The organism is Paenibacillus bouchesdurhonensis, assembly GCF_900155685.1.
Lineage (GTDB): Bacteria > Bacillota > Bacilli > Paenibacillales > Paenibacillaceae > Fontibacillus > Fontibacillus bouchesdurhonensis.
Map to the genome: position 1 here is coordinate 78,777 of NZ_LT732547.1, position 26,119 is coordinate 104,895.

The window sequence follows — 26,119 nt, forward strand, 5'->3', positions numbered from 1 at the left end:
TCCTACTTCTTTGAATTGTTCTCGGAGAGAAGAGGAACTTCAAAAGTCTGGTAAATGTCGGTTCCGGGATAGGAGAGCAGTTTAAAGGTTAACGGTTGGGCGTAAGCGCCGGGCTTCATTTTATAGTTAATTGTTTGGAAGGTGTCCTGGCCTCTTCGGGAGCTAGAGCTGCCCATAATAAAAGAGTGTTCACCCCCGTCTCCGTCAGTAAACTCATTGTCCAGGTTGAATTGGGGAGATCTTTGATCGGAAACAAAATCAAGCTCAAAATAAAGATCAATAAACTCTTCGCTTGGAACTATGCGATCAAGCCGAATGGAATCGTTCGGAGAAGAAATCAGTTCCTGTTTCTCCGTATCAAGTACAAGTTCTAAATCCTCCCCTAACGCTTCTTCCATTCCAGAGGCACCAAATGAAAGCTGTTGCCAATCGGAATAATACAGGCTGTCAAATTGGATGAGAAGTTGGTCTGAATCTACATTTGTCGTAGACATTTGCATAGGAATGGACTTTCGTGCGCCCCCCTGAGTTATCCATAAAACCGGGTCGATCAGACCTTGGTATAGATTCTCCTCGGCGGATTCAATATGAACGTAGACTCTTGTCGTTAATGGGTTCAACAACGCTCTTGTAACGGTAAACGTATATGGCCCAATCGTCTCCGTGCGGTTGACCTCAACTTTTTGTTCCAACCCAGCATATTTACTGGAATCAAGCCGAATCGGGAAATTGATGAGTTCATGGGCGTTGTCAGACGCTTGCGGATGTCCCCATTTTGCGGAGAAGTTGAATTGATTCGGTATATCCTTTTTAGAAAAAGAAAGTGTAAATTCACCATGATGCACATTGGTCGCAGTTCCGGTATCGTTTTCCGTTGGAAGGTATTCGATCATAGCCTCTATATTTTTCCCCCCGGCGTCCATGAATTGAGGCTCACGCGGAAAAATGGGCGTATTCCCCGGCAAATTAACCGATGTATAGAACAGAACCATCTCTGTACGATCAGCAAGGACTCCGTGTACAGTCACCTGGTAATCGCCCTGCGTGACCGTCTCGTTGATAGGCTGATACAGTCCATGGCGTGCTGCCTCTTTAAGCTTTGGCGTCATTCTGTCGTATACGAAGCTCGGGATATCCATGCGAGAAGCATGAAATGCGGGATGATCTTTCTTTCCCAGTTCCCATGCCTGCCAGCCGCCGAAAAGGATCAAACAGCAAGCAAGTACTGCACCTGCAAGCTTCCAAGGATAGGAATGAGCGAGATGCTTGTGCCGGGAATTTCCTGCTGCAATTCCTGCGAGAAGCGCACTTTCTAATTTCTCTTCATCGATCTGGGTGGCAGCAGTGCTGTGGGACTTATAATAATCTATCAGTAGCTTTTCTACCTGATTATATTCCGGATCAAAATGATGGTTTCTCATCGTATCCTTCGCCTCTCCTTCCTATATGTCCTCGTATTTGCTTTAATCCTTGATGCAGCCAGGTTTTCACGGTGCCTTCAGGCCGACCCAGAATAAGGGCGATTTCAGTTAACGTCATATCCTGATAATACTTGAGCATGAGTACATCACGATATTTAGGCTTTAGGCGATCAAGCGCCTGTTCGAGATCCAGTCTGTAAACACTGATCATTTCTACTTTCTCCTGTGATGCTTCGGTATATTGAGGCAAAGTTCTTTTACGGTACTTTAGCTCATCGTGACAACAGTTAATTAGGATACGGATAAGCCATGGTACGAAGGCTGCCGGATCACGCAGCTGTCGGCATTTGACCCAGGCGCGGCAAATAGCCTCTTGGACGGCATCCAAGGCATCGGCCTCATTTTCCAGATAGCTATGGGCAATGCCGAACAGTTTTCTTGTTTGGGAAGATACCAGCTTGTAGAAGGCGTCTTCATCCCCAAGACATGCTGCGGCAGCCCATTCTTTTTCTTGCACGTTCTTGCTCCTTTCTGTATATATCTCCATGCTATAAATTCGGGGGATAATTTGCATCTATATGTTAAGACGTGGGAGGGCTACAAACGGTTTTATCCGATTCTCTTAAAAATAGGCGAAGGTATGTTAAAGTTGTAATAGATACATACCGTCTTCCAAATGCATCCAAAGCTTCGTGCATTGACGATTCGGAAGCAAGTATGATAAAATATGCCATACCCTTTAATTTGGTAGTATGGTAGCACTTTAATATGATAAAGTAATTTATACTTTGAATATAGTTTATATGACAGAAGAGGTGAAAGTCTTGTCTAAACCGAAAGGATTTGAAAAACCGGCTGGTGTGCGCGATTATTTGCCTTTTGCGGTAGAGAAGCTGCGGGCAATAGAGCGCAGTGTATTGGACTGCATGACCAGCTGGGGATATCGTCAAATAATGACACCGACAATGGAATATTACGACACGGTTGGCGTGGCTAGCTCAACATCGGATCAGAAGCTGTTCAAGCTGCTCAATAATCGGGGAACCACAATGGTGCTTCGTTCAGACATGCCTGCTCCAATCGCGCGTGTTGTCTCCTCATTATTAAGGGATGAGCCTCTGCCGCTTAGGTTGTCGTACCATGCGAACGTATTTCGGGCCATTGAAGAGGAAGCGGGGAAGGAAGCAGAGTTCTTCCAGACAGGCGTGGAGCTTGTCGGCGATGATTCTGCAGAGGCCGATGCCGAAGTCGTGGCCTTGGCTGTATCCTCACTTCAGGCAGCGGGGGTTACGACCTTCAAGATTGCTCTGGGTCACGTCGGCTTTCTGAACGGATTGCTTGAGGATGCCATTCCTGATCGGGAGGAAGCTAGGGAGACATTGAAGGAAGTGCTGATGCACCGCGATTACGTCGGGTACCGCGAGACGCTGGCGAGCCTGTCTCTGACCGAGGAACAGAGAAGTGAACTGGAAGGCGTGCTTAAGCTGCGCGGCGGGAAGGAAGTATGCCATCAAGCCTTGGAGCTTAGCGGTAATTCCCTGGCACAGTCCTCGATCGAGCATCTTGCTCAAGTATGGGATGCGCTTGAGGATTACGGGGTCGCGCAGCATGTCATGATCGACTTAACGATGATCGGGGACTTCTCGTATTACACGGGAATGACCTTTGAAGGATATGCGGCTGAGCTTGGTTTTCCGGTGTGCAGCGGCGGACGTTATGACAATTTGCTACAGCAATTTGGCCGTCCGGCACCGGCAACAGGCTTCTCGCTCAAGACAAATCGGATTCTGGACGGGGTGGGCGGCATTCAGGCCGAGCGGGAGCTGCCGATATTGCTGCAATATGATGCGGCGAATCGCAAATTGGCTTTTGCTGAAGCGGCTCGTCTGCGGAGTGAAGGACGAAGCGTACTCATGAAGCATACCGACAAACCGGAGGATTTATTGTCCGAGACGATAGTACAAAATGTGCGCAGCGGTCCATTAGGACCAGCTTATGGTGAGATACGCAGCTTTGTAAGTTTCTAACCTACATATGGCAAGAAGGGAGGACTTAAGCTTTGGGAGAAATTATTAAGGTGGCTATGCCCAAAGGGCGCATATATAAACAAGCAGCGGCATTATTTCGTGAAGCGGGGCTATCTATTCCTAGCGATGTGGATGAGTCGCGCAGGCTGGTTATTCCTTTGCCGGAGATCGGCATGGAGTTTATTATGGCGAAGCCCGTGGACGTGCCGACTTATGTGGAGTACGGGGTGGCGGATATCGGCATCGTTGGCAAAGACGTGCTGATGGAAGAGAACCGGGACGTATATGAATTGCTGGATTTAGGCATTGCCCGTTGTCGGATGTCGGTTATTGCGCTGCCGGACTGGAAGCCCGGTATTCACCAACGGGTAGCGACCAAGTATCCGAATGTAGCCTCGAAATATTTTCGGGAACAGGGTCAGCAGGTGGAGGTTATTAAACTAAACGGTTCTATTGAGCTGGCACCGCTGATCGGCCTTGCTGACCGCATCGTTGATATGGTCGAAACTGGCCGAACGCTAAAGGAAAATGGCCTTGTAGAAATGGAGAGCATATTTGAAATTACGAGCCGCTTAGTCGCGAACCGAGTGAGCTATCGGATGAAGAACGGTGAAATTCAGGCGGTATGCGACGCTTTGAACCGGGTTATTCAAGGTACGGGGATCGAAAGTTAGATCGGCATAAAATATTAGATGAAGGATTTACAGGTTGCGGAAACGCGTAAGACCGGGAGGAAATACCGCAATATGGAATCGATGAGAGCAAATGATAGGGGGCAAACAGGGATGAGAATCGTATCGGCGGGACAATTTCAGTTGAAGCGGGAGGTGGACTACGGTTCACCGGAGCAGAACGAAATCGTCAAAGCCATCGTTAGCGCTGTAAAAAATGAAGGGGAGGCCGCTCTTCTGAAGTACACAGAGCAACTGGACGGGATGAGGCTGACACCTGAAGGGCTGCGAGTGACGCAGGGGGAATTGCAGGCGGCCTATGACCAAGTAGAGCCCTCCTTTGTGTCTGCGATATCGGCGGCAGCCGAGAATATTCGTGCTTATCATTCCAGGCAGAAGCGCAACTCCTGGATGGATTTGCAAACTGACGGCAGCATTCTAGGTCAGATCATTCGCCCGCTCAAGCGAGTTGGTGTTTACGTGCCTGGCGGCAAGGCCTCTTATCCTTCTTCGGTGCTGATGAACGTCATTCCCGCACAAGTAGCCGGTGTGCCAGAAATCGTCATGGTAACTCCTCCGGCGACCAGCGGCAAGGCTGGTATCGACCCGTATATTCTGGTTGCCGCTGCGGAAGCAGGCGTGAATGAAATTTACCGGGTGGGTGGAGCGCAGGCGATAGCTGCCCTTGCCTACGGTACAGAGAGCATCGCACCTGTTGATAAAATTTGCGGGCCTGGCAATATTTACGTCGCACTTGCGAAACGCGAAGTATACGGCGCCGTGGATATCGATAGCATTGCGGGCCCTAGTGAAATTGCCGTGTTGGCTGACGACAGTGCCAATCCGGCCTATGTAGCGGCCGATTTGTTATCGCAAGCCGAGCATGACGAGATGGCCTCTGCCGTACTGGTAACAACCTCGGAAGCCTTTGCCAAGGCTTGTCAGGAAGAGGTTCAGCGTCAACTGGCAGAGCTGCCCCGGAAAGAGATCGCCGCAGCCTCGATTGATAAATATGGCGTCATTCTTCTAGTAGATTCGATTGAGGAAGGCATTGACGTTATTAATCAGATGGCTCCGGAGCATTTCGAACTGATGGTGGAGGATCCGATGAGGTATCTTGGGCTGGTGGAAAACGCGGGTGCCATTTTCCTGGGGCCGTATAGTTCGGAGCCAGTCGGGGATTATTTCGCCGGGCCGAATCATATTATTCCGACGAATGGAACCGCTCGTTATTCCTCTCCGGTGGATGTGGATGATTTTATTAAGAAATCCAGCTTGATCTACTATAGTAAAGAAGCTTTGCTGACGAACGGTGAGACTATTATGGAGCTGGCACGCCGCGAGGGTCTGGAGGGCCATGCGCGGGCGATTGAAATTCGAATGCGTAAAGAGGGAAAGGCAGGGAATGAATAATGACAACCAATCATGAACAGACAAGAGAGCGGAGCGCAAGCGTTAGCCGCAAGACGAATGAGACGGATATTAAATTAAGTTTCTCGATAGATGGCAGCGGGCAAGCCAACCTGCAAACCGATGTGCCGTTTCTGGATCATATGCTTGATCTGTTTACGAAGCATGGCCAGTTCGATCTGAAGGTTGATGCGCATGGCGATATTGAAATTGATGATCATCATACGGTGGAGGATATCGGGATTTGCCTCGGGCAGTGTCTGCGGGAAGCGCTGGGCGACAAAAAGGGCATCAAACGCTATGCAAGCGTATTTGTTCCGATGGATGAAGCGCTGGCCCAGGTTGTGATCGATTGCAGCAACCGGCCGCACTTCGAATACCGCGCGGAGTATCCGTCCGGCCGGGTAGGCAGCTTTGATGTGGAGCTCGTTCACGAGTTCTTGTGGAAGCTGGCGCTTGAGGCACGGGTGACGCTCCATGTCATCGTCCATTACGGACAGAACACGCACCACATGATCGAAGCCGTGTTCAAGGCACTTGGACGTGCCATCGATGAAGCTACAAGCATTGATCCGCGTGTGAGCGGCGTTCCGTCAACGAAGGGAGTGCTCTAACTTTGGCCATTGCCATCGTTGATTACGGAATGGGCAACCTGCACAGCGTCAGCAAAGCGGTCGAGCGCCTCGGCTACGAGGGGCTCGTCACAAGCGACGCTGCGGCGATTCTCGGTGCCGACGGCGTGCTGCTGCCTGGCGTAGGCGCCTTCGGCGACGCCATGGCGCATCTGCGCGGCACCGGGCTGGACGCCGTTGTGCGGCAGGCTGCCGCAAACGGCTCACCGCTGCTCGGCATTTGCCTCGGCATGCAGCTGCTCTTCGGCGAGAGCGAAGAGCATGGGCGCAACGAGGGCCTCGGCTTATTGCCGGGCAGGGCGGTGCGCTTTGCGGGCGGCAACTACAAGGTGCCGCACATGGGCTGGAACCGGCTGGAGTTCCTGCAGCCGGAGAGCTCGCTGCTTGCGGGGCTGGATGAAGGATACGTGTACTTCGTCCACTCCTACCATGTCGAGCCGCAAGCTGCGAGCGATTTGATCGCCGTAACCGACTACGGTCACCCGGTAACGGCAATTGTAGGCCGTGACAACGTATACGGCATGCAGTTCCACCCCGAGAAGAGCGGGGAGCTGGGTATGGCGCTTTTACGGAATTTTCTAGCCTTGGCCCAGCAAAAGGCTTAAATCGGCAAACGGGCGGCGCTAACAGGTTAAATGTATTGATGGATTTAGAGCAAGAGGAAATGTATAAATGCAAAGAGCGGAGGAACATAATCTATGTCTTCATTTATCATCTACCCGGCGATTGATATTCGGGGAGGCAAGTGTGTCCGCCTGGTTCAGGGCGATTATGGACGTGAAACAGTATATAACGACAATCCGGTGGAGGTAGCTAAGTCTTGGGAAGCTCAGGGCGGTACGTTCATCCATCTGGTTGATCTGGACGGTGCGAAGGCAGGGCAACCCGTGAACGACGAACTGATCGGGGAAATCGCCCGCAGCGTGCAGGTTCCCGTTCAAGTCGGCGGCGGTCTGCGTACGCTGGATGATGTGAAGCGCCTGCTGTCGCTTGGCGTAAGCCGGGTCATCCTCGGCACAGCAGCGATTGAGGATCGTCAATTCACGGAATCCGTGCTAGGAACTTACGGCGATAAGGTCGCCATTGGCATCGATGCCCGCAACGGCTTCGTGGCTACGCGCGGCTGGCTGGAAACCTCAGAGGTTCAAGCGGAGGTACTGGCTAAGGAGCTAGCCGCTAAAGGAGCGGAAACCTTCATTTTTACAGATATTTCCCGCGATGGGATGATGCAAGGGCCTAATGTGGAAGCCATTGTTGCTTTAGCCAAGTCCTCGGGACGTACCGTGATCGCCTCTGGCGGCGTAACGGTTCAGGATGACCTGGTTCGTCTTGCGGCTCATGCCCAGGAGGGCGTGGGCGGTGCGATTGTTGGCAAGGCATTGTACACTGGCAGCATCGATCTAACCGCTGCGATTCAAGCCATTAAGAGCTAATTCGTCTCATTGGGAAGAACGGCTCGCAGAAGGCAGAAGCGAATGAGCTTGCAACCAACTAGATGAATTTATAAATCGTATGAACTGATATCGTAAACTGAGATACTATTTGGGGAGGAATGATCCATCATGCTCGCAAAGCGAATTATACCCTGCCTTGACGTGAAGGACGGGCGGGTCGTGAAAGGTGTAAATTTTGTGAATCTGCGGGATGCGGGAGATCCGGTGGAACTGGCTGCGCTGTATGACCGGGAAGGCGCGGATGAGCTTGTTTTCCTGGACATATCCGCTTCGAATGAAGGAAGAGCGACGATGGTAGAGGTCGTGAAGCAAACCGCTGGAGAGATCTCCATTCCGTTCACGGTAGGCGGGGGCATTTCCCAGGTAGAGGATATGAAACGAATTTTGCGAGCGGGTGCGGATAAAATCGGCATTAATACGGCGGCCGTACTGAATCCGGATCTGATCTCCGAGGGCGCCCGGCGCTTTGGTTCCCAGTGCATCGTTGTCGCGGTCGACGCGAGGTACAATGAGGAGCTGAAAGACTGGGAGGTCTATACCCATGGCGGGCAGAAGGCAACGGGGATAAGCGCGATAAAGTGGGTGCAGGATGCCGAGTCAAGAGGCGCGGGGGAAATTCTGCTCACGAGCATGGATGCGGATGGCACGAAAGATGGATTTGATCTATCTTTAACGAAGGCGATCAGCCGTGCCGTGGGTATTCCTGTCATTGCCTCCGGCGGCGCGGGCCAAGTGTCTCATTTCTATGATGTGTTGACGGAAGGAGAGGCGGATGCTGCCCTGGCAGCAACGATTTTTCATTATAAAGAGATTGCGATCCCGGATTTGAAAAAGGATCTGATAACCAGAGGAGTGGAAATACGATGAGTCAGCAACTTAAGCAGCAGCTTCCGCTGAACCAACTGGAAGAGAGCATTCAATGGGGCGAGAGCGGCCTTGTTCCGGCGATCGTGCAGGACACAGCTTCAAAGGAAGTGCTGATGTTGGCCTACATGAACCGGGAATCCTTGAAGAAGTCGCTGGAGACCGGACAGACTTGGTTTTGGAGCCGCTCGCGCTCCGAGCTGTGGAATAAGGGAGCCACCTCAGGCAACACGCAGCAGATCGTATCTCTTCGTTACGATTGCGATGGCGATACATTGCTTGTGGAGGTTCAGCGACAAGGGCCGGCTTGCCATACCGGCGAAGACAGCTGCTTCTATCGCGTAGCTGCAGCGGCCGGGGATCAAGCAGCTGGTGCAGGCTCTGCGGCGAATCGTGGGGAAGATGGCCGATTTGCCGTTTTGGGCGAGCTGGAGCAGTTGATTGCAGAGCGGTATCAGGAGCGTCCGGAAGGAGCATATACAACCTACTTGTTCGATAAAGGGATCGATAAAATCCTCAAAAAAGTAGGCGAAGAAACCGCAGAATCGATTATCGCTGCTAAAAACGGGGATAATGACGAGTTGCGTTATGAAGTCAGCGATTTAATCTATCACCTGCTCGTTCTGCTTCGTGAGCGGAAATTGCCGCTCGACGACATTATGCAAGAGCTGGAGCGCCGTCATGAACGGCCACGTCGCGATTAACGAATGAACGGAGTTAGAAGGAATTTATGAGCTGGAGCGAGGGATCGTTTATGGCTAGAAAGAGCAATTATTGGATCGACTATCATACGCATCATGCCCGGTGTGGTCATGCTGTCGGCAGCCTGGAGGAATACGTAACCCGAGGGATTGAGATCGGTTTATCCGAGATCGGTCTATCGGATCATATGCCGTTGCTGCATGTGAACCCGAAGACGTATTATCCCGAGATGGCCATGGCGATAGACGAGCTGCCGCGTTATGTGGAGGAGGCCTTCGCCCTTAAAGAGAAGTACAGCGGCCAGATCGACGTGAAGGTAGGTCTGGAAGGCGACTATATCGAGGGTTGGGAAGCAGAGATTGAGAAAATCATCCTAAGCTATCCATGGGATTATGTCATCGGCTCGGTGCATTTTCTGGGCGAATGGGATATTTCCGATTTCCGGCAGGTTCATAACTGGGATGGTCAGGATGTCTTTGCGGTATATGAACGTTATTATAAAGCAGTAGGTCAAGCAGCAAAAACGGGATTATATGATTTTATCGGACATTTCGACGTCATCAAGCGCTTCGGCTATTCCCCGGCTATGGGTCGGGAGGAGGAGACAAGAGCGTTGGAGCACGCCGCATTATCAGCTATAGCGGAATCCGGTGTAGCGATGGAATTAAATGCTTCAGGCTTGTCTAAGCCATGTGCCGAAATGTTTCCGAGCAATCGCATTTTAGAGTCCGCCATTAAGCTGGGGATTCCCTTAACGGTAGGCTCAGACGCCCATGATCCGTTAAAGCTGAGCGAGCATTTGGATATCGCGCGGGCTACGCTGTACGAGCTGGGAGTACGGGAACTGGCTACGTTCACGAAGCGGGAGCGCAGGATGATTCGATTGGAGCAGGACTAATTCATGGGCTGGCTATCCGAGCTCACTGAGCTCCTACATAAAATGATTACTACAAAATGATCCAGGAGGATGTTATGGAATCCAGGCTTAGAATTTTTTCGGGTTCATCTAATCCAAGGTTAACGGCGCAAATTTGTGAGCGGCTCGGTGTGGAGCCTGGCAAAGTCAAGCTGTCCCGATTCAAAAGCGGAGAGATCTACGTTCATTATGAAGAGAGTATTCGCAACTCCGATGTGTTTCTGGTGCAGTCCCTCTCTCATCCGATCAATGAGCTGTTCGTCGAGCTGCTGGTGATGATTGATGCAGCCAAGCGGGCTTCGGCGCGGACGGTCAACATTATTATGCCGTATTATGGTTATGCGCGGCAGGAGCGCAAGTCGGCCCCTCGGGAGCCAATTTCCGCGAAGCTGCTGGCTGATGTGCTGACTACCGCTGGGGCTAGCCGGGTTGCAACAATCGATCTGCACGCGCCGGCCATCCAAGGATTTTTTAACATTCCTGTCGATCATTTGACGGCGTTGGACTTGATGACCGAATATTTGAAGGCGCAGAATATTTCTAATCCGGTCGTGGTATCTCCTGATGCCGGACGGGCATCCATGGCAGAGAAGCTGGCTAGCGGGCTGGATTCACCCTTTGCGATTATGATCAAGAAGCGGCCGACCCATAATGAGTCGGTCATTACGCATGTAATTGGCGATGTCGCGGGCTATACGCCAATCATTATTGAGGATCTCATTGATACCGGATCTACGATTGTTAATGTCGTGGAGGGTCTGAGGGAGCGCGGCGCCAATGACGCCTATGTCTGTGCAACGCATGGGCTGTTCTCAGATCAAGCGGTGGAGCGCCTTCATCATAAGAATATTCGAGAGGTCATTGTGACGGATTCGATCGAGCTGCCCGAGCCGCCACCAACCCATTTTAAGGTGCTATCCGTAGCGCCGATGCTATCCCAGGCAATTCAGTTTATTGTGGAGGGCGGGTCCATTGCCGCCTTGTTCAGAGATCGAGGAATTTAAGAGCTGAATGACCGGATGACTAAAAGAGCCGGAATCTTCTTTACTGAGGATTTCTGGCTCTTTCTAATTATTAGGCTTGCGCCGATTTCTGCCTAAAATCAGCCACACAACCAACCCGCCGATTAATAGTAGTGGAACTAGAAAGAACAATAAAGTTATTATGATATTTTCCCATATAATCGTCACTGAATCTCACCCCTATTTTAAAATTTTGTATCTATATTATACTTCAGAATTAACGGTTTTTTTCCTCTAGAATTAGAAATAATCCGTATTTTACCTTCCCGATTCCCCGTGGGAGGAGGGCTTCCACTATGGTATACTGTGTGGGAGAGATAGGGATAGAAGGAGGTGCCTTGAGTGAAGGAGAACAAAGTCCAAATAGAAGGCATGCAGGCGAATGTGCTGCCGCTTTCTATGGATGCGAACTTTTTCTTTGAGAGAGCTGTCTCCTCATTAGACCGCAATCGCTATGACAAGGCATTGAAATATTTTCGTAAAGCGGTGGAATATGAACCGGGCAATCCGGTGAATCATTGCAATATGGCGGGTATCCTCTCCGAAATGGGCGATTATGAGGCATCAAATGCTGTGTTGTCCGCCATTTTACAGGACATTGACCCGTCCATGACGGAATGTTATTTCTATATGGCTAATAATTATGCGAATATGGAGCAGTTTGAAGCGGCAGAAGAGGCATTAATTTCGTATTTAGAAGAAGATGAAGGCGGACAATTCCTGGCAGAGGCAGAAGAGATGATGGATTTGCTGCAGTATGAGCTGCAGCGTCCGACGAAGCTAAAGAGCGTCAAATCGCGCGAAGGTATGATTGAGCACGACTTGGCTCGCGAATTGCTGGAAGAAGGAAAGTTTGTCCAAGCAGTAAAGCTCCTGGAGGACATTGTCGCTAAGCATCCGGATTTTCTGGCGGCTCGCAATAATTTGGCGCTAGGCTATTATTATCAGGGTTTATTTCCGGAGGCGATGGACGCGATCCACGGAGTGTTGGAGCAGGATGCATCTAATTTGCATGGTCTATGCAACCTGTCCGTATTTTTACAGCGTGAAGGAAATGTGGAGGAATTGGACAAGCTGAGGAAGCTGTTGCGAATCGTCGTTCCATTCCATCAGGAGCATTTGTTTAAGCTGGCGACGACGATGGGGATTTTGGGTGAGCATGAGGCGGCTTATACGCACTTCAGGCGGCTTCTTAAAGATCAAGAGGCGAACGGCGATCATACGTTATATCATTATGCAGCGGTGGCGGCATACAATACCGGGCGCTGCTCGGTCGCACGAGCGCTCTGGCAGCAGCTGAAGAGGCTTGATCCCGGATCGGGGATATCTTCTTTTTATCTAAACAGAATGGATGATTATGAGCTGCATGGGCAGTATCCTCCAATTAGCTATCATTATAACCTTCCTTTTGAAGAACAGCTTAGACACCCGGAAAAGTGGGAGAATGGCTTCCCACCGGAAATTAGGGATAATCCTCTCATACGTTCTTCCTTCTTCTGGGCGCTGCGTCATGGCGATCATCATACGAAACTGCAAGTGATTCAGGCGCTCCGCCTGATTGCGGATCGTGAGGTCGAGGAAGCGCTTTTGGCATTTTTATTAGTTCCTGAGGAAGATGTCTATTTAAAGGACATGGCTGTATTGGTGTTAAGGTCACTTGGCGTAAAAGGCCCGGTACCCGTATGGAAGGACGGGACAACCACTTTGGTTGATCCCAGCCAAATAGGTTCCAGTTTACCGGTATGGCGCAGCGAATGGCAGGCGGTAATCGATTTGGCCGTCAAGCGGATAGGGAAAATTTCGGATCTACAATTACAGCATGATATCGAAACGCTGTGGGTAGACTTTTTGACTCGTCTATATCCGGATATTCCAGCGATGGCTCATATTGAAGGCTGGGCAGCAGCATTGGACTACTTGACGGCCAAGAAGCATTGCAAAGCGATCACCTACGAAGAGGTAGCCAAACGATACGGAATATCTGCATCTACGGCCAGTAAGTACGCTCGTCGGGTGAACCAGGTATGCAATAGCGAGGAGAGCACGAATCGTACATTCCCCTTCGTACAATAAGTAGGCAGAGTATTTTGGCGCCTTATTGCCAGCGAGCGGGTAAAGCAGGCCTGTCTTGGGTAAAACTTGTGTATAGGATCAATTACATAATAGATTACAGGTCATTATGAATTGATTTGATAACCAGAGATACCAGGGAGGTTGGGTTAATGTACAAAACGATTGTAATTGGAACCGGGCCAGCGGGGCTAACGGCAGCGATTTACTTGGCCCGCGCCAACTTGAGTCCGCTTGTGATCGAGGGGATGGAACCAGGGGGGCAGTTGACGACGACAACGGAGGTGGAGAACTTCCCTGGATTCCCGCAGGGCATTTTGGGGCCAGAATTGATGGATCAGATGCGGAAGCAGGCTGAACGCTTTGGCGCGAAATTCAGAAGCGGATGGGTGGAAGAGGTGGAGTTCGGCAAACGGCCGTTCAAACTGACCGTTGAAGGTGGGGAAGTTCTAGAGGCAGAGACGCTTATCATTTCCACCGGGGCTTCCGCCAAATATCTCGGCATTCCGGGAGAGAAGGAAAACGTCGGCCGCGGAGTAAGCACGTGTGCGACTTGTGATGGATTTTTCTTCCGTAATAAAAAAATCATCGTCATTGGCGGTGGCGATTCAGCCATGGAGGAAGCGAGTTTCTTGACTCGCTTTGCCACCAGCGTGACGGTTGTGCATCGGCGCGACGAGCTGCGCGCTTCAAAAATTATGCAGGATCGCGCCAGGAATAATGAAAAGGTCGAGTGGGCGCTGAATCGTACGCCAATAGAGGTATCAACGGACGAGCTGGGCACGGTCATCGGCCTCAGGGTTCGAAACAACGCAACGAATGAGGAGGAGTTGATTCCGGCGGACGGTATTTTTGTTGCGATTGGCCATACGCCGAACACGAAGTTCCTTGGTGGCCAGATCGAGACGGACGAACACGGCTATATTGTCGTGAAGCCGGGAACGACGATAACGAACATCGAAGGCGTGTTCGCCTGCGGAGACGTACAGGATACCCGCTATCGCCAGGCGATTACGGCTGCAGGCTCCGGCTGCATGGCGGCGATGGATTGCGAGAAGCTGCTGGAGGGCGCTATGGTGCGCGATTGGAGTGAGACGCTGAATCCATGGTATGAGGAATAAGAGGCTGCCCCAAGTCATAATGAAGATAATGACTTGGGGCAGCCTTTATTTGCTGGCTTCCAATCGCTCGATCGTTACCCGGCAGTATGCGGCTTGGCTGTGCTTCACGACATTCGTTACCGCTCCTTTGATGCAGATGCTGATGATGTTCTGGGTCAAGTCGGGGATATCCTGCAGGCTGGCGTCGCCGTAATCTCCAGCTTGATCCCGGCGATGCGGAGAATCTCTCCGGCTTCGGTCAGCTCCCCTGCTACAGTGATTGTCCGCATGTCCGAGTCAGCTCTTAGTTTTAAATTTCCTTCCGGCGAAAGTAGGTGAGTCCGGCCAGAAAGAATAGCAGAAAGCTGCCCAGCACGGTGATTAGCAAGCTTTGGAACGGCAGGTTAAAGGCGCCGAATTCGGCTTCACCGTTCGGCATCATAGCGAGCAGTGGCTGTGCCCAAGGGTAGAACGGGCCGTAGGTGGCCGAGTTGACGATGAGCATATTCGGAATCGTCAGCGATACGTTCAGGGCGAGCGGTGCCGCAAAGCTCGCCCAGTTCAGCGATACACCGAGCTGCAGCGCGACGAGCGGCAGGCAGGCGATCCAGCCGCCTAGAATGCTCTGTAGGAACAGCCCCCACGGCATAGCTCCAGGGAAGGCATGAAATTTTGCTGCACCAATTAGGGCCAGGAGAAAGAAGAACTGGCTAAGCGCAAGCAGACCGGCAACAACGGCAAATTTGGCGAAATATACGCCTGTACGCGATACGGGCAGGACAAGCAGCTGCTTCCAGCCGCCGCCGGTATGCTCGTAGCGGCAGACGAAGGCCGCGAATAGTCCGGCCATAATAGGCAGGAACAGCATGCCGTGCAGCATGACCATGGCACCGAGCATGATCGGCCAAGGGTCAGCCCCCGCAGGCACCGATACTAATGCCCCGACTAATAGGGAAAGGAGTGGACTGGCCAGAATAATCAGCCAAATGCCGGATCTAGACATTTTCAACGATTCCGCAGATAAAATTCGCAAGAAATTCCGCATGGTTAGTCCACATCCTTCCGGTTAAAATGCAACAGGCTGATAAGCATAATGAAGAGGCCCAGTACAATGCCGCCAATCATGAAGGGCAGCGGGCTCGTGTCCCCTAAGGCCAACGTGGGCCAATTGAGCGGCATCCAAGCAGACAGATCCAGCGTAAACGGCGAGAGAATCGCTGCGGCTACGCCAATCGATACCGGAAGCGCCTGATTGCGAAACGTTAGCGACAGCCAGAGCTGAAGAGCTAATAGCGGCCATGCGGCTAAGTAAGGATAGAAGCCCATAGAAAGCAGCTCTTTGATCGGTAGAGCAGGCTCAAAGCCCAGGAGAAGTCCCAGCCCTACAGTACAAAGCGGCAGCAACAGGCAAGAAGCAGTCAACAGAAGGACGCAAAGTGCAAATTTGGACAGAAATACGGCACTTCGTGAAATCGGCAAGGCGAGCAACTGCTTCCATGAGCTCATCTGATGCTCTACATTGGCGACCAAGGAGCTAATCAAGGTGCAGCCAAGGAAGAGGGACATCGGGACGAATAATTCGATATTGTAAATTAATCCTCCCCAAAGGTTATCCTTGTATATGTTGGATAAATAGTCGTAGCGCAGCCCGAAGTTCAGTCCCTGCATCGCGACTAGACCGAGTGGAGCCAGGAAGATTAGGAACCAGATCCCTTTGCGGCGTATCTTCAGGAAATCTGCGCGAAGCGAGCGCAGCACCATCATAGCGCTCCCTCCCCGATCACTTGCATGAAGATGTCCTCCAGGGATTTCTTCTTCTGCTCAACTCTGTAGACGGCGTGGCCGTTCTCGACGAGCCGCTTGACCAGATGGGCGACCTGAGGGTCTTTCATGCCTGGGAAGGTCAGAACTCCGCTTTGAAGGGTGCCTGTCTGGCCCATGTCCCGGGCAATCCAGATGGCCGAATCAGGCTCGGATACGACCAGTTCGATGTCGTGCCGGGCTTGAAGGCGGAGGTTATCGATCGTATCCTGATATACCATTCGTCCTTCGCGAATGATGCCGACCCTATGAGCCATTTGCTCCATTTCGCCGAGCAGATGGCTGGAGACAAGCACGGTAATGCCATACTGCTGCGGCATGTTCTTAATCAGCTCGCGAATTTCATGGATTCCTGATGGATCGAGTCCGTTGGTCGGCTCATCGAGAATCAGGAGCTCGGGATTGCCGAGCAATGAGGCCGCAATGCCCAGCCGCTGCTTCATGCCAAGGGAGAATCCCTTTACTGGACGCCTAGCTTCCTTGGTTAGGGATACGATCTCCAGCACCTCATCGATCCGTGATTTCGGCACATCCAGAATGCGACGGATCGCTTCTAAATTGTCCGTAGCGCTTAAGTGGCCGTAATAGGAAGGATACTCTACGAGCGAGCCGATCCGCCGCAGAATATTCAGCTTGTTCTTTCTAAGCTCCTGCCCGAAAATTGAAATCGATCCGCTTGTCGGCTGGATCAAACCGAGCAGCATGCGGATCGTCGTTGTCTTACCGGCCCCGTTTGGTCCAAGAAAACCGTAAATATCCCCTTTCGAGATTTCCAAGTTCAACTGATCGACTGCAGCGCGTCCGCGGTATTTTTTCGTTAATCCACTGGTTTGGATAATCATTTCGTTCACGATATATCACCTCGGAAACCATCATATCCTCCGAAGTTTAAGTGCAGTGACTGGTGAAGTTTAAGTTTTGGTTAAGAGGTTGTTAATAAGCTGAAAGTCTGACCCTTTTTGAAATGGCATGTGGTTCATCACGGTCATGCGGCGCTGAATTTGTGCTTTATGCAGTGGGATAGATGATGAACCGAGTACCTTCAACGGAGGATTCCGTATCGAGCTGGAGACCCATTTCCCGCAGCAGCAAATCTACGATGGCGAGTCCTAGGCCCGCGCCTTTGGCGTCTGAGGCAGTGCCGAGACCAGGGCCGCGATCTGTAATGGCGAGAGCGGCTTTTCCCTTCCAGTTTATCGTATGGATGCCTACATATTTGCCTGATCCGGCATGGCGAACGACATTCTGGAACAGGTTATCCAGTACGCGGCGGAAGCCTTGCGTGTCAATAGCCCATTTTAAAGGTTCCTCGGGCAGCTCGATATCGACGTCCATTTCAGCCTTCTCCCAGATCGGGTACCATGCGGCTGCGCTTTCTCTGACGAGGCGGTGCATGTCCTGTCTCTCCAAGGACAGCGCGTACCTGCCGCTTGTCAGTAAATTGTAGGACAGCAGATGGTCGATTAAGTGATCGAGGTCATCCAGCTTCGTCTCCATCAGGGATAAGGACTCGCGCGCCTGCGCGGATAAAGGCTCCTTTCCAATCGAGTAGAGATGACTGCCCAGCACCGTGAGGGGCGTGCGCAGGTCGTGGGACAGGTTGGCGATAAGGTTCTTCCGCAAATCTTCTTCCTCGCGTTCTCTTCGGCGCCCTTCCTCCAATTGATCCACCATATGATTAAAGGCTTTCTCCAGTCTGCCAATTTCGTCGGGCCGTCCTTCAGCTGTGGGCGCAGGCAGTCCATTATCCCCTGCATGTGTCATAGCGGCCTCCAGCCGGAGAAGGCGCTTGCGAATGTCACGGAAGAATAAGTAGGACAGCAGGATGAAGATGCCAAAGATGAGGGCCATAAACATGCCATAGAACCGAGTGTCGCTGGGTCGTCCTTGAGGCGTCAGGTAGGAGCGCGGCAGTTCGAAAACCATGAAGCCCTGCTTAAGCTCCTCTTTGCCTCCGATCAAGGCAACGATTGTATAGGGATCGGCATTGATTCCTGCTTTCATAAAGGAAATCGTATTCTCTGCAGACCATTGCTTGGGAAGCGATGCCTGCACGGGCAGTTGAAGGCGGGTGGAACCCTCTCCATCGACCCAGAAAAGCGTGGCATCAGGATACTCCTTCTTTAACGCAGCCAGCTTGGCGTTGATCCCCTCAGGCGAGGCTCCGGCCAGCGCTTTGGCCTGCTTATGCCACATTTGTTCCAGCTCATATGCAGAGCCGTAGGGCAGCTGAAAGGCATCCTGCCCGCCTAGATTAAGCATTCGGTTCACAGCCCAGGATGCCGCAAAGCTGGCTGGAATGAGCACAGGAATAAATACAAGGGCCGTCACAATGATCAGTACGTATCGGGAGAGCAGGGAGGTGCGAAGGCGCTGCAATGGGCTTTGCTTCATCAATCTCATGATCTCACCCGGTAGCCGATTCCCCGGATCGTCTCGATAATTTCGGGCGATGCGGGATCGCGTTCTATTTTTTCGCGTAAATGCCGGATATGTACCATCAGAGACTTATCGCCTTCCAGATAGGGTTCGCCCCATACGGCTTCATAGATTTGCTCCTTCGTCATAATTTGGCCGAGGTGGCGCAGCAGGTATTTGAATATATGAAACTGCTTTCCGGTAAGGATGACCTCTTCTCCGTTATCCTGGTTGATTATAAGGTTCTCGCGCTCATGGATGAGCAGATGCCGAAGCTTTAGCGGCTCCGAGGAAGTACTGCCACTGCGGCGGAGCAGCACTTCAATCCGGGCGACCAGCTCATCCGGATGAAACGGCTTCGTCAAATAATCGTCCGCGAACTCCAGGCCCTGCAGCTTATCGTCGATCGATGTTCTGGCCGACAGCATTAAAATGGGCAGATCGGGATACTGCTTCTTTAGCCGCTGTCCGATCGTGAAGCCGTCCAGACCCGGCAGCATGACATCGAGAATGACGAGCCGACAGGCATCCGCTTGTTCCAAGGCGCCTTCTCCGCTGGTCAGCCAAGTTACGCGGTAGCCACGATCCTGCAGATTCCCGCTGACCCATTCTCCAATCTCCGTATCGTCTTCAATATACAGCAAATGAATTTGATTCATAATTAGGCCTCCTTAATACTCCTATTGTGACAAATCTGCATAAAAAAATAAACCACACTGACAAGTAAAACTAGCCTTGTGATTGTAATCACAAGTCGCTGCCGCAGCCTGTGCTAATTTTGATATGAGAATGGTTTTCAATCAAATTTGAAGAAATGCGGTGAGAGTTCATGGGGAAATTGATCGATTTGCGTAAAACGGTGTACGAGTTATGTACGGCCGATCCTGAAATCACCGCTATTATGGTAGGCCTGGGCTTTGAGCAGCTTGCCAAGCCGGGCATGCTACAGAGCGCGGGGCGTTTTATGACGATCCCCCAAGGGGCCAGGCTGCGCAAGGTGGAGCTGGATAAAATTAAGGATGCATTTCTCGCAAAGGGTTATGAAATCAAGGAATGAGTCCAACACGATGAACTGTCCGAGGCTTTGGTCTTTAGGATATTTAGAATATGAAAATAACAGGTTTGAATTATAAAGGAGGATACAGCAATGAGCGAAATGATTAACAACCGCGAGCATACAGTACCAGAACAGGGACGTCGGCAGCAACTGCTGAAGGAGATCATTAAGGAGCTGCATGAAGGAAAGAGCGTTGATGAGGTTAAGGCGCGGTTCGAGGAAGCGGTAGGGGATGTAACGGTGGCGGAGATATCCGCCATGGAGCATGCATTAATGGAGGAGGAAGGTATTCCCGTCTCCGAAGTACAGCGCTTGTGCTCTGTGCATACAGCAATTTTTAAAGGCTCAATTGAGGAAATCCACCGCTCGTCCAAGCCAGAAGAGCAGCCGGGGCACCCTGTTCACACCTTTAAGCTTGAGAATCGTGAAATTGAGCGGCATGTCAATTTCAAGCTGGAACTGCATAAGGATAAATTTCAACGGGAAGACAGCACGGAAATCGTGTATAAGCTGGTAGAGGATTTAAATCTATTACTGGATCTCGATAAGCACTATAGCCGTAAGGAAAATTTGCTCTTTCCCTACTTGGAGAAATACGGGATCTATGGCCCTACCAAGGTAATGTGGGGCGTGGATGATGCTATTCGTGCGATGATCAAGGAAGTGAAGGAGAAGCTGATGAGCTACAACAGCGACGGTCCTGCGGATAAGGACATGCTCATCATCGATCTGGAGCGCGTGATCACTGAGGTCAACGAGATGATTTTCAAGGAAGAGAATATTTTGCTGCCGATGGCTTTGGAGAAGCTCACGGAGGATGAATGGGTTAAGATTGCCGCAGAGAGTGATGAGATCGGCTATTGTCTGACTGCTCCGGAGGAGAAGTGGATTCCCGAACGTGTACCGCTTCCGTTCGACGAGGCTAAAGAGGGGGCAGAGGATGGCCATCTGCCTGAGGGGCTGATCCGATTCGATACAGGGATCGTGTCAGTAGCGCAGATGGAAGCGATTATGAATCATTTGCCCGTTGATCTTACGTTTATCGATGAGCACGATGTCGTAAGGTATTTCTCCCACGGGAAGGAACGGATCTTCGCCCGGACGAAGGCCGTCATTGGCCGCACGGTGCAGAACTGTCACCCTCCGCAAAGCGTGCATGTGGTGGATGAATTGCTGGCGGATTTCAAGGCTGGGCGGAAGGACACTGAGGATTTTTGGATTCCGTTCAAGGATAAGTTCGTCTATATTCGTTATTTTGCCATTCGCGACGATGATGGGAAATACATGGGAACCTTGGAGTTTACACAGAATATCGCTGGGATCCAGGCTCTGGAGGGACAGAAGCGAATATTGTCTTAACTTCAAGCTGACGTCGAAGTAAATATAGAGCAGCTCTTGTCCGTTGGACAGAGCTGCTCTATTCGTGTTTATAGATGATTTTAAATGCTCCTGCTATAATATTGAAGGTGCCTGATAGTGACAGGGTCATGGGATATTCGAAGTATTAAGTAACTCAACTCTAGTTCCAGGCAGTGAGAGAACAGTCCCTAATATTAATATTGGTAATTACCGCGCCATCAATGCTAAGACGAAGTATCCAGAGGAAGCAAAGAAATTTGTTGCTTTCATGAATGGCAAAGCAGATCAGAGAAGGCTTGCTGAGGGAGCTTTGGCTGTTCCGTCCATTGTAGGGACTCATGTCAGCCATCCGTTTGTAGAGAAGATTTCCGAAATTCTAATGTTACCGGATGCGACGGTATATTGGCCGCACACGGTTTCTACAGAATCTCTACAGGTCAAAATCCTGGAAGGTGTAAACAAGTATTTGGCTGGCAGCTCCAGTTTGGAAGAGACTTTAATTGAAATACAACAGGCGGTGGATCAAGCGTGGGATTAATGATTTTAAGCATGCAAACACCCCTTGTGAATTTCATCATTTGCGCTGAAAGCCTTGTATTTACTGGATTTTCTGCAGCTCGCTTCTCTTGACCGAACGGTGTGGTTCGCTTATAGTTGGTACGTAGGATAAACTATTTTATTTGAAGAAAAAGGTGGCTTGTACAATGTCTGAAAAAATCTACATTGGTGTTGACCTTGGCGGTACTGCGATCAAAGTCGGCATCTGTAATGATGAAGGGCAGCTTCTTCATACCTATGAAGGGCCAACCGAGGCTGATAAAGGTGCCGATACCGTTGTGAGCAATATTGAGCAGTATGTCCGTCATATTGTGGAGCAATCTCCCTTTGAATGGGAACAGGTAGCAGGTATCGGGGCTGGAGTTGCCGGATTTACGGACGTACGCGAAGGGATCATCATTCTGGCACCGAATGTAGGTTTGAGGGATCTTCCGATTCGAGAGATTCTGGAGGCACGTCTGGGCAAGCCTGTCAAAATAGACAATGATGCTAACGTTGCGGCACTAGGAGAAGCATGGGGCGGCGCTGGTAAAGGCATTGACCATTGCGTCTGCGCAACGCTGGGTACAGGAGTCGGTGCGGGCATTATTATTCATGGTAAAATTTATCAGGGCTTTGCCGGATTTGCGGGCGAGCTGGGCCATATGTCTGTCGTTCCCGACCTGGAAGCGATTCAGTGCGGATGCGGCGAGACCGGCTGTCTGGAGACTGTCTCCTCGGCAACCGGTATTATTCGGATGGCGAACGATGCTGTGGCCAGAGGCGAGCGTACTACGCTAGCGCAGGTGGAGAAGATTATGGCGAAGGACGTATTTGATGCGGCCAAAGAGGGAGACGAGGTGGCGATTCGGATCGTCAACCGTGCCGCGTTCTATTTAGGTAAAGCGCTGGCTGCTGTTGCCGTCGTTCTTAATCCGGAAGTGTTCATTATTGGCGGCGGTGTATCCAAGGCCGGGGACATTCTATTCAATGAAGTGCGCAGCGTGTTCCAGAAGCTGACGCCGGAAGTAGCGGCAAGAGGGGTAAGCATCGTTCCCGCAACGCTGGGTAATGATGCCGGAATGGTTGGTGCGGCTGGCTTGTTCACCCGTTCTTAAGTTCGCTAGTTTATCAATTGCGTATTTTGTTGCTGCAAACTTGTCATTGTAATTTGTAGGCTCGAAGCTCAAAGGCAAGTCGGGGGTCTGTCATCATTTTCTGTCGATATATGCTGTCGATATTATTTAGATATATAATATAGATAGAAGAACAGGAGAACTACACGAGGAGGGAAATGCATGTCAGACAAAGAGAAAGCATCAGTTGCTAATTTGATTATCATTACAGGCATGTCGGGCGCAGGGAAATCCCTCGCCGTAAGGAGTCTGGAAGATCTAGGATTTTTCTGCGTGGACAATTTGCCTCCGGTACTTATCCCCAAATTCGCTGAGCTCATCGAGCAATCGAATGGCAAAATCGCCAAGGTGGCGCTAGTTATCGACCTGCGCGGCCGAGAGTTTTTTACGGCGTTATCCGAATCGCTGGGCTATGTAAAGGATCATTTCACAATTAATTGTGAAATTCTGTTCCTTGATGCCACTGATTCCGTATTGGTGCAGCGCTACAAGGAGAGCCGCCGCCGTCACCCGCTTGCTCCGGACGGTATGCCGCTGGACGGTATCCGGCTTGAGCGTAAAATGCTGGAGGAATTGAAAATCTCCGCGACCCAGGTGATCGACACGAGCAATATTAAACCAGCTCAGCTTAAAGAGAAGATCATCTCCCGCTTCTCTCATCTCGAGAGCAATCATTTATCCGTTAATATCACATCCTTCGGTTTTAAATACGGCATACCGATCGACGCCGATCTGGTCTTTGACGTCCGGTTCCTGCCGAACCCTCACTATATTGAGCAGCTTCGTCCACACACCGGACAAGACAGCGATGTATATGATTATGTTATGAAGTGGCCTGAGACGCAGTCGTTTCTGACCAAGCTGCTAGACATGCTGCACTTCCTGCTGCCTCAATATCATAAAGAGGGGAAAAGCCAGGTCATCATCGCCATTGGCTGTACCGGAGGAAAGCACCGTTCGGTGGCCATTTCTGAATATTTGGGCCGGATGCTCGGAACTAGTGAAACGGAGACAGTTCGCGTAAGCCATAGGGATGAGGGCCGAGACCGGTAATTAAGAGGGTGAATCAAGACGATGAATCGAGCTAACGAAACGAAAGTGCCGCGAATTGTAGTGATGGGCGGTGGAACCGGCCTATCGGTCATGCTTCGCGGATTGAAAGAGAAACCGCTCGATATCACGGCCATTGTTACCGTCGCCGATGATGGAGGAAGCTCCGGAATACTTCGGAATGAGCTGCATATGCCTCCTCCCGGCGACATCCGTAACGTATTGACCGCGCTGGCGGACGTGGAACCATTGCTGTCGAATATGCTAAGTTACCGCTTTTCTAACGGTTCGGGACTAGCAGGGCATAGTTTGGGCAATTTAATATTAGCGGCCATTACAGATATATCCGGTGATTTCGTCACGGCTGTCCGCGAATTGAGCCGCGTGTTTGCAGTACGCGGCCGCGTACTGCCCGCCGCCGACCAAGCGGTAGTGCTGCATGCGGAAATGGAGGATGGCACGATTGTCACCGGGGAATCGAAGATTCCCGAGGCCCGCGGGAGGATCAAACGGATCTTCCTAGAGCCGGAGGAGGTGGAGCCGCTGCCGGAGGCTTGTGAAGCAATTCGCGAAGCCGATGCCATTCTAATTGGCCCGGGCAGTCTTTATACGAGTATTATCCCGAATCTGCTCGTGCCGAAGCTGACAGAGTCGATTTTGGCTAACAAGAACGCGATCAAGATTTTTGTGTGCAATGTTATGACTCAGCCTGGAGAGACGGATAATTATACGGTGAGCGATCATCTGCAGGCCGTTTATGATCATGTTGGTCATCATTTATTCGATTATGTCATCGTCAATGACGGCGAAATACCGACTCAAGTGCAGGATTTCTACGCAGAGCAAGGTGCCAAGCCTGTTGAGGTCGATTGGGATGTTGTGACAGGCAGAGGTTATAAAGTTATTGCGGACACGCTCGTGTTGTTCCGTCGATATTTGCGCCACGATGCTGACAAATTAAGTCAGCATATTTATCAATTGGTGCAGAGCTGGAATTTGCGAAAGAGGTGAGAGTCTTGTCGTTTGCGGCGCGAACCAAAAAGGAACTAACGATGGTCGAGGCCGAGCCTTGCTGCGAGCAGGCCGAGCTGTCCGCGCTGATTCGGATGAACGGCTCGGTGCAGGTTTCGAACAAAAAGGTTGTTCTGGACATCTCCACGGAAAACGCCGCGATTGCAAGGCGAATTTATTCTTTATTGAAGAAGCACTTTCAGGTTCACACCGAACTGCTTGTACGCAAGAAAATGCGGCTAAAGAAAAATAACGTCTATATCGTACGAATTCCGACCAGGGTTCAGGAAATACTAAAGACGTTAAAGATTGTGTCTGAAGGCTTTATTTTTACGCAGGGGATTAATCCGGACTTGACCCGGAAAAATTGTTGTAAACGGGCCTATTTACGCGGCGCATTTATGGCGGGAGGCTCGGTAAACAACCCGGAGGGCTCTTCATATCATCTCGAGATTGCTTCCATGTACGAGGAGCATTGCAAGGCCTTGGTGGATCTTGCTAATGAGTTTCACCTGAATGCACGATGCATTGAGCGCAAGAAAGGCTTTATTTTCTACATTAAGGAAGGCGAGAAAATCATCGAACTGTTGAACATTATCGGCGCTCATCAAGCCTTATTCAAATTTGAAGACGTGCGGATCATGCGCGATATGCGTAACTCCGTTAACCGGATCGTCAACTGTGAAACGGCGAATTTGAATAAGACGATTGGCGCAGCTGTTAGGCAGATCGAGAATATCAGGCTGCTTGAGAAAGAAGTAGGACTTGAGAACCTCCCGGAGAAGCTCAGAGAGGTGGCCGAAGTGCGTTTAGCTCACCCCGATATGAACCTTAAAGAGGTCGGAGAACTGTTAAAAGGCAAGGTCAGCAAGTCGGGCGTGAACCACAGGCTTCGGAAGATTGACGAGCTGGCGGAAAAAATTCGCGGGGGTACAAGTGTATAGCTAGTCTGTTATAGTCGGTATATGATATAATGATATAAATTTACCATGATCACATAGTTCTACAATATGCTGATTGAATTCGTAATAGGGGGTAAGGTTTCATGATCAAACACCCGGTAACTGTTCGATTGAAAACGGGTCTACACGCTCGGCCGGCAGCGCTTTTCGTTCAGGAAGCGAATAAATACTCATCTGAAATATTTGTTGAGAAAGACGATAAAAAAGTAAATGCTAAAAGTATCATGGGTATTATGAGCCTTGCCATTAGCACCGGAACGGAAATTTACATCAGTGCAGATGGCGCCGACGCGGAGCAAGCCGCAAACGCTTTAATTAATCTTGTTAGCAAAGAGGAACTGGAGAACCAATAACGGGTTGCCGCCAGTGTTCAAGAAGGGACGATTTCGTGGCTCGATCACGAAATCGTCCTTTTTTACTTTTGAAATTTTGTCGAAGGAAAAATTTTCAGAGGAATTGATGCCTAGGTGCAACATTTG

General features: G+C 50.7%; 28 protein-coding genes. 21 read left to right on the top strand and 7 right to left on the bottom strand.

Annotation, left to right across the window (positions count from 1 at the left end):
* Window positions 1-2 precede the first annotated feature (2 nt).
* Both CZ379_RS00530 and CZ379_RS00535 read right to left on the bottom strand, forming a co-directional pair.
* The gene (locus CZ379_RS00530) at window positions 3-1,421 is read right to left on the bottom strand and encodes a DUF4179 domain-containing protein (RefSeq protein ID WP_110929810.1); all 1,419 of its coding nucleotides are present in this window, start codon (window positions 1,419-1,421) and stop codon (window positions 3-5) included.
* Complete coding sequence (locus tag CZ379_RS00535) at window positions 1,402-1,938, bottom strand: sigma-70 family RNA polymerase sigma factor (RefSeq protein ID WP_234404758.1); 537 nt, start codon at window positions 1,936-1,938, stop codon at window positions 1,402-1,404. Before CZ379_RS00535 ends, CZ379_RS00530 begins: the two co-directional genes overlap by 20 nt.
* Before the next feature lie 307 nt (window positions 1,939-2,245).
* On the opposite strand from CZ379_RS00535, the gene CZ379_RS00540 reads away from it, so the two are divergent.
* From CZ379_RS00540 to CZ379_RS00600, 13 genes are all read left to right on the top strand, one after another.
* Window positions 2,246-3,448 (top strand): ATP phosphoribosyltransferase regulatory subunit, encoded by a 1,203-nt coding sequence (locus CZ379_RS00540; RefSeq protein WP_110929812.1) that lies wholly within the window; start codon window positions 2,246-2,248, stop codon window positions 3,446-3,448.
* 32 nt (window positions 3,449-3,480) lie between these two features.
* Window positions 3,481-4,122, top strand: coding sequence for an ATP phosphoribosyltransferase (hisG, locus tag CZ379_RS00545; RefSeq protein WP_110929813.1), 642 nt, complete (start codon window positions 3,481-3,483; stop codon window positions 4,120-4,122).
* 111 nt (window positions 4,123-4,233) lie between these two features.
* A complete protein-coding gene (gene hisD / locus CZ379_RS00550; RefSeq protein ID WP_110929814.1) occupies window positions 4,234-5,532 on the top strand; it encodes a histidinol dehydrogenase in 1,299 nt (432 codons plus the stop codon).
* On the top strand, window positions 5,532-6,143 hold the full coding sequence (gene hisB, locus CZ379_RS00555) for an imidazoleglycerol-phosphate dehydratase HisB (protein WP_110929815.1): 612 nt from the start codon (window positions 5,532-5,534) through the stop codon (window positions 6,141-6,143). The genes hisD and hisB overlap by 1 nt, the downstream gene beginning before the upstream one ends.
* A 2-nt stretch (window positions 6,144-6,145) precedes the next feature.
* Complete coding sequence (gene hisH, locus CZ379_RS00560; protein ID WP_110929816.1) at window positions 6,146-6,766, top strand: imidazole glycerol phosphate synthase subunit HisH; 621 nt, start codon at window positions 6,146-6,148, stop codon at window positions 6,764-6,766.
* A gap of 93 nt (window positions 6,767-6,859) precedes the next feature.
* Window positions 6,860-7,594 (top strand): 1-(5-phosphoribosyl)-5-[(5-phosphoribosylamino)methylideneamino]imidazole-4-carboxamide isomerase, encoded by a 735-nt coding sequence (gene hisA / locus CZ379_RS00565; protein ID WP_110929817.1) that lies wholly within the window; start codon window positions 6,860-6,862, stop codon window positions 7,592-7,594.
* 129 nt (window positions 7,595-7,723) lie between these two features.
* A complete protein-coding gene (gene hisF, locus CZ379_RS00570) occupies window positions 7,724-8,482 on the top strand; it encodes an imidazole glycerol phosphate synthase subunit HisF (protein ID WP_110929818.1) in 759 nt (252 codons plus the stop codon).
* Window positions 8,479-9,183, top strand: coding sequence for a bifunctional phosphoribosyl-AMP cyclohydrolase/phosphoribosyl-ATP diphosphatase HisIE (gene hisIE / locus CZ379_RS00575; protein ID WP_110929819.1), 705 nt, complete (start codon window positions 8,479-8,481; stop codon window positions 9,181-9,183). Before hisF ends, hisIE begins: the two co-directional genes overlap by 4 nt.
* Window positions 9,184-9,209: 26 nt before the next feature.
* A complete protein-coding gene (gene hisJ / locus CZ379_RS00580; RefSeq protein WP_234404759.1) occupies window positions 9,210-10,079 on the top strand; it encodes a histidinol-phosphatase HisJ in 870 nt (289 codons plus the stop codon).
* Between the two features lie 74 nt (window positions 10,080-10,153).
* Entirely contained in the window at window positions 10,154-11,101 is a 948-nt protein-coding gene (locus CZ379_RS00585; protein ID WP_110929820.1) for a ribose-phosphate diphosphokinase, read from the top strand.
* Window positions 11,102-11,461: 360 nt separating this feature from the next.
* Window positions 11,462-13,192, top strand: a complete 1,731-nt coding sequence (locus CZ379_RS00590) for a tetratricopeptide repeat protein (protein WP_110929821.1) — start codon at window positions 11,462-11,464, stop codon at window positions 13,190-13,192.
* A gap of 149 nt (window positions 13,193-13,341) precedes the next feature.
* The gene (gene trxB, locus CZ379_RS00595) at window positions 13,342-14,310 is read left to right on the top strand and encodes a thioredoxin-disulfide reductase (protein WP_110929822.1); all 969 of its coding nucleotides are present in this window, start codon (window positions 13,342-13,344) and stop codon (window positions 14,308-14,310) included.
* A gap of 33 nt (window positions 14,311-14,343) precedes the next feature.
* Entirely contained in the window at window positions 14,344-14,628 is a 285-nt protein-coding gene (locus tag CZ379_RS00600) for a hypothetical protein (RefSeq protein ID WP_110929823.1), read from the top strand.
* Here the strand turns inward: CZ379_RS00600 and CZ379_RS00605 are convergent.
* The 5 genes from CZ379_RS00605 to CZ379_RS00625 form a co-directional block, all read right to left on the bottom strand.
* Window positions 14,600-15,334, bottom strand: coding sequence for an ABC transporter permease (locus tag CZ379_RS00605; protein WP_110929824.1), 735 nt, complete (start codon window positions 15,332-15,334; stop codon window positions 14,600-14,602). The genes CZ379_RS00600 and CZ379_RS00605 overlap by 29 nt on opposite strands.
* Before the next feature lie 2 nt (window positions 15,335-15,336).
* The gene (locus tag CZ379_RS00610) at window positions 15,337-16,050 is read right to left on the bottom strand and encodes an ABC transporter permease (protein WP_110930444.1); all 714 of its coding nucleotides are present in this window, start codon (window positions 16,048-16,050) and stop codon (window positions 15,337-15,339) included.
* Window positions 16,050-16,961 (bottom strand): ABC transporter ATP-binding protein, encoded by a 912-nt coding sequence (locus CZ379_RS00615; RefSeq protein WP_110929825.1) that lies wholly within the window; start codon window positions 16,959-16,961, stop codon window positions 16,050-16,052. The genes CZ379_RS00610 and CZ379_RS00615 overlap by 1 nt, the downstream gene beginning before the upstream one ends.
* 157 nt (window positions 16,962-17,118) lie before the next feature.
* On the bottom strand, window positions 17,119-18,504 hold the full coding sequence (locus tag CZ379_RS00620) for a sensor histidine kinase (RefSeq protein ID WP_199925447.1): 1,386 nt from the start codon (window positions 18,502-18,504) through the stop codon (window positions 17,119-17,121).
* A 5-nt stretch (window positions 18,505-18,509) separates the two neighbouring features.
* Window positions 18,510-19,187 carry a response regulator transcription factor gene (locus CZ379_RS00625; protein ID WP_110929827.1) on the bottom strand — a complete coding sequence of 226 codons (678 nt, stop codon included), beginning with the start codon at window positions 19,185-19,187 and terminating at the stop codon, window positions 18,510-18,512.
* Between the two features lie 170 nt (window positions 19,188-19,357).
* Between CZ379_RS00625 and CZ379_RS00630 the strand changes: the two genes are divergently transcribed.
* The 8 genes from CZ379_RS00630 (at window position 19,358) to CZ379_RS00665 (ending at window position 25,993) form a co-directional block, all read left to right on the top strand.
* Complete coding sequence (locus CZ379_RS00630; protein WP_110929828.1) at window positions 19,358-19,585, top strand: DUF1858 domain-containing protein; 228 nt, start codon at window positions 19,358-19,360, stop codon at window positions 19,583-19,585.
* 90 nt (window positions 19,586-19,675) lie between these two features.
* Window positions 19,676-20,944, top strand: coding sequence for a DUF438 domain-containing protein (locus tag CZ379_RS00635; RefSeq protein WP_110929829.1), 1,269 nt, complete (start codon window positions 19,676-19,678; stop codon window positions 20,942-20,944).
* Between the two features lie 268 nt (window positions 20,945-21,212).
* Window positions 21,213-21,482 (top strand): hypothetical protein, encoded by a 270-nt coding sequence (locus CZ379_RS00640; protein WP_110929830.1) that lies wholly within the window; start codon window positions 21,213-21,215, stop codon window positions 21,480-21,482.
* A 166-nt stretch (window positions 21,483-21,648) separates the two neighbouring features.
* Window positions 21,649-22,599, top strand: a complete 951-nt coding sequence (locus CZ379_RS00645; protein WP_110929831.1) for an ROK family glucokinase — start codon at window positions 21,649-21,651, stop codon at window positions 22,597-22,599.
* 180 nt (window positions 22,600-22,779) lie between these two features.
* On the top strand, window positions 22,780-23,670 hold the full coding sequence (rapZ, locus tag CZ379_RS00650; protein ID WP_110929832.1) for an RNase adapter RapZ: 891 nt from the start codon (window positions 22,780-22,782) through the stop codon (window positions 23,668-23,670).
* A 21-nt stretch (window positions 23,671-23,691) separates the two neighbouring features.
* On the top strand, window positions 23,692-24,678 hold the full coding sequence (locus CZ379_RS00655; RefSeq protein ID WP_110929833.1) for a gluconeogenesis factor YvcK family protein: 987 nt from the start codon (window positions 23,692-23,694) through the stop codon (window positions 24,676-24,678).
* Between the two features lie 5 nt (window positions 24,679-24,683).
* Window positions 24,684-25,622, top strand: a complete 939-nt coding sequence (gene whiA / locus CZ379_RS00660) for a DNA-binding protein WhiA (RefSeq protein ID WP_110929834.1) — start codon at window positions 24,684-24,686, stop codon at window positions 25,620-25,622.
* Between the two features lie 101 nt (window positions 25,623-25,723).
* Window positions 25,724-25,993 carry an HPr family phosphocarrier protein gene (locus CZ379_RS00665; RefSeq protein WP_019640181.1) on the top strand — a complete coding sequence of 90 codons (270 nt, stop codon included), beginning with the start codon at window positions 25,724-25,726 and terminating at the stop codon, window positions 25,991-25,993.
* Window positions 25,994-26,119: the final 126 nt, after the last annotated feature.

Coding starts and splice junctions, on each gene's coding strand:
- CZ379_RS00530 (WP_110929810.1), bottom strand. CDS start 1,421: ATGAGAAACCATCATTTTGATCCGGAATATAATCAGGTAGAAAAGCTA.
- hisD (WP_110929814.1), top strand. CDS start 4,234: ATGAGAATCGTATCGGCGGGACAATTTCAGTTGAAGCGGGAGGTGGAC.
- hisB (WP_110929815.1), top strand. CDS start 5,532: ATGACAACCAATCATGAACAGACAAGAGAGCGGAGCGCAAGCGTTAGC.
- hisA (WP_110929817.1), top strand. CDS start 6,860: ATGTCTTCATTTATCATCTACCCGGCGATTGATATTCGGGGAGGCAAG.
- hisF (WP_110929818.1), top strand. CDS start 7,724: ATGCTCGCAAAGCGAATTATACCCTGCCTTGACGTGAAGGACGGGCGG.
- hisIE (WP_110929819.1), top strand. CDS start 8,479: ATGAGTCAGCAACTTAAGCAGCAGCTTCCGCTGAACCAACTGGAAGAG.
- hisJ (WP_234404759.1), top strand. CDS start 9,210: ATGAGCTGGAGCGAGGGATCGTTTATGGCTAGAAAGAGCAATTATTGG.
- CZ379_RS00585 (WP_110929820.1), top strand. CDS start 10,154: ATGGAATCCAGGCTTAGAATTTTTTCGGGTTCATCTAATCCAAGGTTA.
- trxB (WP_110929822.1), top strand. CDS start 13,342: ATGTACAAAACGATTGTAATTGGAACCGGGCCAGCGGGGCTAACGGCA.
- CZ379_RS00605 (WP_110929824.1), bottom strand. CDS start 15,334: ATGCGGAATTTCTTGCGAATTTTATCTGCGGAATCGTTGAAAATGTCT.
- CZ379_RS00610 (WP_110930444.1), bottom strand. CDS start 16,050: ATGGTGCTGCGCTCGCTTCGCGCAGATTTCCTGAAGATACGCCGCAAA.
- CZ379_RS00620 (WP_199925447.1), bottom strand. CDS start 18,504: ATGAAGCAAAGCCCATTGCAGCGCCTTCGCACCTCCCTGCTCTCCCGA.
- CZ379_RS00625 (WP_110929827.1), bottom strand. CDS start 19,187: ATGAATCAAATTCATTTGCTGTATATTGAAGACGATACGGAGATTGGA.
- CZ379_RS00630 (WP_110929828.1), top strand. CDS start 19,358: ATGGGGAAATTGATCGATTTGCGTAAAACGGTGTACGAGTTATGTACG.
- CZ379_RS00635 (WP_110929829.1), top strand. CDS start 19,676: ATGAGCGAAATGATTAACAACCGCGAGCATACAGTACCAGAACAGGGA.
- CZ379_RS00640 (WP_110929830.1), top strand. CDS start 21,213: ATGAATGGCAAAGCAGATCAGAGAAGGCTTGCTGAGGGAGCTTTGGCT.
- CZ379_RS00645 (WP_110929831.1), top strand. CDS start 21,649: ATGTCTGAAAAAATCTACATTGGTGTTGACCTTGGCGGTACTGCGATC.
- rapZ (WP_110929832.1), top strand. CDS start 22,780: ATGTCAGACAAAGAGAAAGCATCAGTTGCTAATTTGATTATCATTACA.
- CZ379_RS00655 (WP_110929833.1), top strand. CDS start 23,692: ATGAATCGAGCTAACGAAACGAAAGTGCCGCGAATTGTAGTGATGGGC.
- CZ379_RS00665 (WP_019640181.1), top strand. CDS start 25,724: ATGATCAAACACCCGGTAACTGTTCGATTGAAAACGGGTCTACACGCT.